Source organism: Synechococcus sp. R60.1 (genome assembly GCF_047461835.1).
Classification (GTDB): domain Bacteria; phylum Cyanobacteriota; class Cyanobacteriia; order Thermostichales; family Thermostichaceae; genus Thermostichus.
Genome location: NZ_JANSIA010000116.1, coordinates 1 through 7450, shown reverse-complemented (window position 1 = coordinate 7450; position 7450 = coordinate 1). Strand labels below are relative to the sequence as shown.

The 7450-nt window shown below is 59.4% G+C and carries 6 protein-coding genes; 2 read left to right on the top strand and 4 right to left on the bottom strand.

Annotation, left to right across the window (positions count from 1 at the left end; genetic code table 11):
- Positions 1 to 298 precede the first annotated feature (298 nt).
- Entirely contained in the window at positions 299 to 1855 is a 1557-nt protein-coding gene (gene crtH / locus NW834_RS12795; RefSeq protein ID WP_414418943.1) for a carotenoid isomerase, read from the bottom strand.
- A gap of 203 nt (positions 1856 to 2058) precedes the next feature.
- Between crtH and NW834_RS12790 the strand changes: the two genes are divergently transcribed.
- Positions 2059 to 3078, top strand: a complete 1020-nt coding sequence (locus NW834_RS12790) for a Rieske 2Fe-2S domain-containing protein (protein WP_414398798.1) — start codon at positions 2059 to 2061, stop codon at positions 3076 to 3078.
- On the opposite strand, the gene NW834_RS12785 is transcribed toward NW834_RS12790, so the two are convergent.
- Both NW834_RS12785 and NW834_RS12780 read right to left on the bottom strand, forming a co-directional pair.
- Positions 3061 to 4011, bottom strand: coding sequence for an ABC transporter permease (locus NW834_RS12785; RefSeq protein WP_414342559.1), 951 nt, complete (start codon positions 4009 to 4011; stop codon positions 3061 to 3063). The two genes, NW834_RS12790 and NW834_RS12785, sit on opposite strands and share 18 nt — an antisense overlap.
- Positions 4005 to 5135: an ABC transporter ATP-binding protein gene (locus NW834_RS12780; protein WP_414342557.1), complete on the bottom strand. Its 1131-nt coding sequence runs from the start codon at positions 5133 to 5135 to the stop codon at positions 4005 to 4007. Before NW834_RS12780 ends, NW834_RS12785 begins: the two co-directional genes overlap by 7 nt.
- A gap of 275 nt (positions 5136 to 5410) precedes the next feature.
- Between NW834_RS12780 and NW834_RS12775 the strand changes: the two genes are divergently transcribed.
- Positions 5411 to 6376 carry an acetamidase/formamidase family protein gene (locus NW834_RS12775; RefSeq protein ID WP_414418942.1) on the top strand — a complete coding sequence of 322 codons (966 nt, stop codon included), beginning with the start codon at positions 5411 to 5413 and terminating at the stop codon, positions 6374 to 6376.
- 44 nt (positions 6377 to 6420) lie between these two features.
- Here the strand turns inward: NW834_RS12775 and NW834_RS12770 are convergent, their stop codons facing one another.
- Positions 6421 to 7284, bottom strand: a complete 864-nt coding sequence (locus NW834_RS12770) for a PD-(D/E)XK nuclease family protein (protein ID WP_414418941.1) — start codon at positions 7282 to 7284, stop codon at positions 6421 to 6423.
- Between the last annotated feature and the right edge of the window lie 166 nt (positions 7285 to 7450).

The following is a 7450-nucleotide window of genomic DNA, read 5'->3' as shown; positions in this document are numbered from 1 at the left end:
TTTGGAAACAAACAGAATGCTATCGCTGCATAGTTGAACAGTGATGTTCAGCAGTGTTCAGCGTAAATGTATCAGATACTGAATACCGAGTTTGAAGAGGACATCTGTGTTGATTCTGGACAATGTCCTGATTCAAAGGCCTACAGCCTGCTTTCGGGAACGGACGCTATCTTACTGGCTAGCGTCTCATTGTTGTTTGAATTGACCATCAACTGCCTCCCAAACCCTCTGCGCCGCTCAACCCTCATCCCCTGCCCCTCTCCCAGAGGGAGAAGGGAGTAGCAAGGATAAGGGCAACCTAAACCAAATCCGCTGCCACCCGGTGGGCGCAGGCAAAGCCGGAGAAGGCAACGGCATTGAGCCCTTGGCCGGGGAATGTGCTATCCCCCACGCAGTACAAGTTGGGGATGGCGGTGCGATTGAAAGGCATGCCCAGCAAGCCCCAGGGATCCCGGCTGGGGATAGGCCCATAGGTGCCGTTGCTGCGGCTCAAAAAGCGGCGGTGGGTGCGGGGGGTGCCTATCTCCTTCAGTTCAATGTGGGATCCCAGTTGGGGCCAAAGGGCCTCCAGGCGGCGGATAAGCCGGTCGGCGGCTTGCTGTTTCTGGGTCTGGTACTGGCTTGGGCTTAACCCTTGCCAGGTGGATATCCAACTGGGGGTAAAGGCATGAACAATGTGGCGGCCCGGGGGAGCCAGGTCGGGATCCAACAGGGTGGGGACGGAGACGAAAAGGGTGCCCTGCTCAGCCTCCATCTGATCCCAATCTTCCAGGAGAATGTGGTGACAATAGCGTTCGCCGGACAGGGCCTCGGCCCGCACCCCCAGGTGCAAGCTTAAAAAGCTAGGGGATTGCTGGTAGCGTTTTTGCCACTGCCGCTCCGCCCTGGGCAGGGATCCCGGCCATAGGCGCTCAAAGGTGTCCCAGCGGGTGGCATTGGAGATGATTGTGCGGGCAAAGAGCTTTTCCCCGCTGGCCAGTTCTACGCCCACCGCCCGACCTCTTTCTTCCAGGATCCGCCGCACGGGTGCTTTGTAGCGGATCTGCCCGCCATGGGCCTCTAGTCCCTGGGCCAGCTTTTGGGCGATCTGCCCCACCCCCCCTTTGGGATAGTTGACACCGCCGTAGTGTCGGTCACAAAACACCATCCCGGCATTGATGATGGGCGTGCGATCCGCCGGCACCACCGACCAGCAGTAGCACTCCATGTCCACAAAGCGCAGCAAATCCGGATCCCGCAGACAGCGCCGCGCTACCTGGCCCACATTCACCGGCAAATAGCGCGCCAAGGTCAGGCAGCCGAGGGGATTGCTCACAAAAGAACGAAATAGATAGCCCCACTCCTCCAACGAGAGCAGCTCCATGGCGTTGAGGCTGTTGAAGATGGGCCACAGGCTATCGTAGAACCGGCGAATGCCGGCGGCTTCCCGGGGAAAGTAGCCGGATAGCTCCTGCAAAAACTGCTCGTAATCCCGGTGTACCCGTGGATTGAGCCCCTTGGGCAAGTGGTAGGCAATCTGCACCGGATCGGGGATAGAGTCTATGGACTGGCCCACGGCTGCCAAGGCGCGGGTCAGCAAGTTGGTGGTACCCTGGGTGCCCAACCCAAAGATCATGGAAGCGCCCACGTCGAAGCGGTAGCTCCCCTTGCCTAAGGGATCCGGACGCTCAAAATAGCCGGCACTGCCCCCTGGAATGAGGTATTTCTCCAGCACCAGCACACGGTATCCTTTGGCAGCCAACTGGCTGGCCGCGACCAATCCCCCGATCCCAGCACCGATGACGATGGCATCCCAAGCAGGGGAAGGGGTGTGCAGAGCCTGCAAGAAGGTCTGAGAAGGCAAAGTAGAGGTCAAGGGATCCCTCTGGAAACTCAAACGCAAGATCAGTATCTTTACCGTACCAGAGGTTCTAGGGTTTCCCCATGAGTTGAGCTCCCCTGGGAATGAGTTTGCCCAGATCTGCAAGATCCCCAAATAGAGATTGTGGCGCGGGCTACGGAACCGAATTCACGAATTTGCTATACAGAATCCGGCCATACGATAAAGATGGTTTTGCCATGTTGGTGACCCAGCATCCTGTCTTTCGGCGCTTCTGGTATCCGGTGATGCCCCTCAGCCGATTGGAGCAGGGATCCCCGCAACCTTTCGAGCTGCTGGGGGAAAAGATCGTCCTTTGGCTGGACGAGGCCGGACAGCCCCAGGCAGCCGCAGACCGCTGCTGTCATCGATCGGCTCAATTGTCCAAGGGGATCGTTGGCAACGGCCACCTTCGCTGCCCCTACCATGGCTGGGAGTTTGATGGCACGGGAGCCTGTGTCAAGGTGCCGCAACTGCCGGATCAGGCCCGCATCCCAGAGAGCTACCGCATTCCCGCCTATCTCTGCCAGGCCCGCTATGGCTATGCTTGGGTGTGCTTGCATCCCCAGCCTCTACGGGGGATCCCGGTCATCCCAGAAGCCGAGGATCCCAGTTACCGGCTCATCCACGAGTTCTACGAACGCTGGGAATGTGCCAGCTTGCGCATCTGCGAGAACGAGTTCGATGCCGCCCACATCAGCTTTGTACACCAGAACACCTTTGGCAGTATGGAAGACTTGGTACCCAGCCACTTCGAGGTCGAGGAGCTGGACTACGGGATCCGCACCCGCACAGTGCTCGGTGTAGCCAACCCAGAGCTGCAACAAAAAAACCTGGGCATTGCTGCCGCCAAAACCGAGCGCACCACCACTTCAACCTGGCATTTGCCCTTCACCAACCACCTTCACATCCGCTACCCCAATGGCCGCAGCCATGTCATCGTCAACATCCCCACCCCCATCAACGACCGAGCCTCCCAGGTGGTGCAGTTTTGTTTGCGCAACGACACCGAGGCCGATACCCCAGCCGCCGAGGTTATCCGCTTTGACCGGGCCGTGACCCTGGAAGACAAAGCCATTTTGGAGACCACGGATCCCGACGTTCCTCTCACCCTCAGCACCGAACAGCACATGCTCACCGATAAGCCCGGGATCCTGATGCGCAAGCAATTGGCGGCTCTGCTTAAAGCCCACAGCAGCTCCTCAAACCAGATTTTCTAGGCTGCGGGTGCCAGCGTAGCGGCTGTAGGCGTAGATCAACCCCAGGGTGAGGCCGGTGACCAAAAAGCTGAGGGCCGCCCCGAAAGGATAGTCCAGGCTGGAGCCAAACTGCAACTGAATCACATTCCCGATCAACAGCGTTTTGCTGCCCCCCAACAGATCCGGCACTACGAACATGCCGAAAGCCGGGATCCCCACCAGAATGAGGCCCGCCGCCAGTCCAGGCAAGGTCTGGGGCAGAAGCACCCACCAAAAGACCTGCCAACCCTTGGCATAGAGATCCCGTGCCGCTTCCGCCAGCCGCCAATCGATGCGCTCCACCGCCGTGTACAGGGGCAAGACCATGTAGGGCAAAAACGTGTAGACCATGCCCAGATAAACCGCCAGCCAACTGGGATACAGAGCCGTTTGCGGTGGGATCCAGCCCAGCCAGGCCGCCAAGCGAGCCGGCCACCCTTCCGGGGCCAGCACCACCATCCAGGCGTAGGTGCGGATCACCAGGTTCGTCCAAAAGGGCACCACCACCAAGGTGAGCAACAGATCCCGTTGTCGGGGTGGGTGGGCGGCAATGAAGAAAGCCAATGGGTAGGCCAGCAGCACGCAAAAAAAGGTGGTCACCCCCGCCACCAGCAGGCTGCGGCCCAAGATCTGCCAGTAGATGGGCGTCCATCCCAAGGGGCCAAAGCCGAGAATGCGCAGATAGTTCTCCAGGGTCAGGGGCAGTTGAATCTGGCCAAACTCCCCGCGGCTGAGAAAGCTGCACACCAACAGCAACAGCCCCGGCAGCACCAGAAAAAACATCACCCACAGCACCCCTGGCCCAGCAAAAATTAGGCTGCGCCCCAACTCCTGCCAAGGGGTGAGCAGCTCCCCAAATCGCACCTGGGCTTGGCCAGGGATCCACTTGCCCACAGGAGATGGCAGCTTCAACATCCAGTCTCCTCCTGACGGGGATCCGGTCGCAAACGGATTAGGCTTTTCGGGGGTAGGTGGGCCACCAGCGCTGCGCCGATCTCAAACCCTGCATCCTCAATATCGGTGTTGAGGGCCGTGGCCTTGAGCTGCTGACCTTGGTTTGTCCGCAACAGGTATTGGTTCTCAGCCCCAGTGTAGATGAGGTTTTCCACCCGCACTGGCACCTGGTTGGGCAGCAGATCCCAGCCGCTGCGAGAGAGCTGGATCTTTTCCGGGCGAATAGCCAATTGCACCGGTTCCGAGCTGGCCGGGATCCCCAAGACCTTCAGCTTTCCCAAGGGCGTATCCACACAGTCCGTCCCACAGGCGATCCCCTCGATCAGGTTGCTGGCCCCTAAAAAGTCGGCTACGAAGGCCGTCGCCGGGCGCTCGTACACCTCATCGATAAGGCCCACTTGCTCAATGCGCCCCGCCCGCATCACCGCCACCCGGTCGCTGGTCACCAAAGCCTCTTCTTGGTCGTGGGTAACGAAAATAAAGGTCATGCCCAGGCGGCGCTGCAACTCGCACAACTGCACCTGAAGCTGCTTGCGCAACTTGGCATCCAACGCCGACAGCGGCTCATCCAACAAGAGCACTTCCGGCTCGTTCACCAAAGCCCGAGCTAAGGCCACCCGCTGCTGCTGTCCCCCCGACAGCTCATGGGGCTTCCGCTTGGCCAGAGCTGCAATCTCCACCAATTCCATAGCAGCCGCTACCCGCTTGCGCAGAGCTTCCCCCCGCACACCCCGCATGCGCAGGCCGAAGGCGATGTTGTCCTCCACCGTCATAAAAGGGAAAAGGGCATAGCTCTGAAACACCGTGTTGACGTTGCGCTTGTGGGCGGGCAGGTGGCCCACCGGGCGACCTCGAATCACCACTTCCCCAGCATCGGCCATCTCCAGGCCGGCCAGGATGCGCAGCAGGGTGGTCTTGCCGCAGCCGGAAGGGCCCAGCAGGCCGAAAAACTCCCCCCGCCGGATGTTCAGCTCAATGCCATTGAGAGCCACAAAATCGCCAAAACGCTTGTGGAGGCCGGTTACTTCCACATCCCAGTCGGGATCCCGGACGGTGGAAGTACTGGAGATGACACTCGCGATCACAGTTGACAGCGCTGATAAACCTATCGAACCCAGTATGCAAGTCTCCGAGAAAATTGCAGTTATCCTCCACACCAGGGGCACCAGTTCCACGCTCAGCCCTGCAAACGGGGATCCCTGCCCACGGCCCTTCAAGATAGCAAATGTGGGAAACATTGTCGCCACGCCACCCCTGGGCAAACAGTAGCCAGAGATACCGGCTTGAGGAACAGTCTAATTCAGGATTGGAGGGGATTTTTCTTTAGATTGAATGGGTCTTTTGCAAGGGATCCCTGGCCGTGCCCGTTCACACCCTCAAAGCCACTCCCCATACCGTCCACTTGGGCGGCTTTTCTTCCCAACTGCCCCCGGCCTTGTATGTGCAATCGGGCGATGTGGTGCAGGTGGAAACCTACTCGGGGTTCGCCCACTACGGCAAAGCGCCGGACCGTTTCTTCACGCCCGAATTCCTCGAAATTTGCCAAACCTTGCCTGCCGAGCGCCGAGTGGGGCCGGGCCCCCATCTGTTGACCGGGCCGATCTACGTTGAGGGAGCTGAACCTGGAGATGTGCTGGAAGTGCGCTTGCAAGCGATCACCCCCCGCTTGCCCATCGGTTTCAATGCCATCCGTCCCGGATGGGGGGCTTTGCCCGGAGAATTTGATCAGCCGCGACTGCGCTTCATCGACCTAGATATAGACCAGGGGGTAGCGGAATTTCCTCCCGGCAGCGGCATCCGCGTCCCCATTCGCCCCTTCTTTGGCATCTTGGGGGTGGCGACCGAGGAAACCAGCCGCAGCTCTATCCCCCCCGGCAACTATGGTGGCAACATCGACAACCCCCAATTGCAGGCGGGATCCCGAGTTTTTTTGCCGGTCTTTGTGCCCGGTGCCCTTTTTTCGGTGGGGGATGGCCACTCCGCTCAAGGGGACGGAGAAGTTGATGTAACGGCCATTGAAACTTCCATGAATGGCACTTTGCAGTTGATCCTGCGCAAAGATCTGCCGCTCGAGGCACCGCTGGCGGAAACCCCGACCGATTTCATTACCATGGGCTTTGCCGAGGATCTGGATGCGGCCTTTGAGATTGCCCTAAGGCGGATGATCGATTTTCTGCATCGGTTTGTCGGCATTGGGCGAGAGGAAGCCTATGTGCTTTGCAGCATTGCTGTCCACTTCCACATCACGCAGGTGGTGAACAGCCCCATGAAAGGTGTGCATGGGTTGCTGCCAAAACAGATCCTGCCCCGCCCTACCCTGATCTAATCGGATCTAATCGCGTCAGCGGGGCGGAGTCCTTACTGCTCCCATTACTGCTCCCAATAAGTATCGGCGATGGGATCCGCAGGTGTCGCGGGCTCCTGCATTGGCCAGACCCAATCCGTGAGGTCTTGAGAGGGGATCCCTTCCGGTAGCAGCCCATGGCAGCGGGAGCGAAACAGACAACTGTTGCAGCGCTCAGTGTGGGGGGTCATGGGAAAGTCTTGCGCCTCCAGTTGCCGCAGGTGGTTCAGAGTGGCTCTTAGGTGGGCCAGGTCTTGCTCATAGGCGGCGGCGCTGTAATACCGGTGGAAGGGCTGCTGCGGATGTTGCACATACCAAAAGGTCAGTTGCACCTGCTCCGGCTCAAAAGGGCCTTCCAGGGGCAGCTGCTGGGCCACCTCGCAGAGCAGCAGAGGGTAAAGGCGCACCTGCCAGTCTTGGGCCAACTGTTCATCGCGAGGACGTTGACGCTCAGTTTTCCAGTCCAGGATGTGCAGGGATCCGGGGATAATCACCAGCCGATCCAAACGGGCTATCAGCTTAAAGCCCTCAATCCGTTGCCACAGGGGCAACTCCGCCAACACCCGTCCCTGGGGATGGGCATGGGAGCTGGCCAAGAACACCTGCCACCACTGCTGCACCCCTTCATCCAGGGCAGACAGACGCGGCTCCACCTGCCGCCCGCGGCTGTGCCACTCCACCAAACGGTGAAACTGCCGTCCGCGCCTCTGCTCCAGCTCGTGCTCAAAAACACTGGCAGCGGGCCAGATCAACCGCTCCAGGTACACATAGCGAAACAGGCGGGGGCAATGGTCCAGCAGGGCCAGTGAAGAGGCGGAGAGGTTGACCTGCTCAAAACTCAACCTCTCCAGAGAAGGGGCAGCAGGGATCCCAGACAAAGTGCTCCGCACCGCTGTCGCGAAGGGGAAGAGCTGGCAAGAGGGGGCTAAGTTCCACTGCTCTCAGGATACCCCCACCGCCACCAGGGGTCGCCCAGCGGAGGAGCATGACTCTAGTCAATAATAAGCTCAACTATACTGAAAATAATGTATAATATGTTCAGTACGGATTACTACC